Annotated in this window: 1 protein-coding gene; it reads right to left on the reverse strand. The window is 47.0% G+C overall.

All coding sequences use genetic code 11. The annotated features are described in order from the left end of the window. Positions 1-292 (reverse strand): DUF4214 domain-containing protein (locus CHK_RS03090; protein ID WP_046442584.1); only part of this gene is annotated, 292 nt, incomplete at its 3' end. Positions 293-330 lie beyond the last annotated feature (38 nt).

The following is a 330-nucleotide window of genomic DNA, read 5'->3' on the forward strand; positions in this document are numbered from 1 at the left end:
CTTTAAATTCCTCAGAATCCGTGATGCCATTAAACACATCTTCGCGGCTCAGGTTTTTGTATAGCCCGCCTATCCACGTATCGCGCGCTGCCGCATCCATCTTGCGTCCCAAAAGCCCGCGGTACAGTTCGTCTACAAATTCATCTGTCGCCTCACGCTTCAAAAGTTCTTCATTGCTGAAGCATATTCCATAAGCAGCTTCTTTTGGTGTGACAGCTCGTGTCATAAGCGCGTTCACCCAATCCGAATACCCCTGCCTGTCGGGAGTTCTGTCCAGTACATTTACATACATTCTGTTTACAAAATTTCTGACCTGAAAATCATCTGGCA

Origin of the sequence: Christensenella hongkongensis (assembly GCF_000981035.1) — a bacterium.
GTDB lineage: Bacteria > Bacillota > Clostridia > Christensenellales > Christensenellaceae > Christensenella > Christensenella hongkongensis.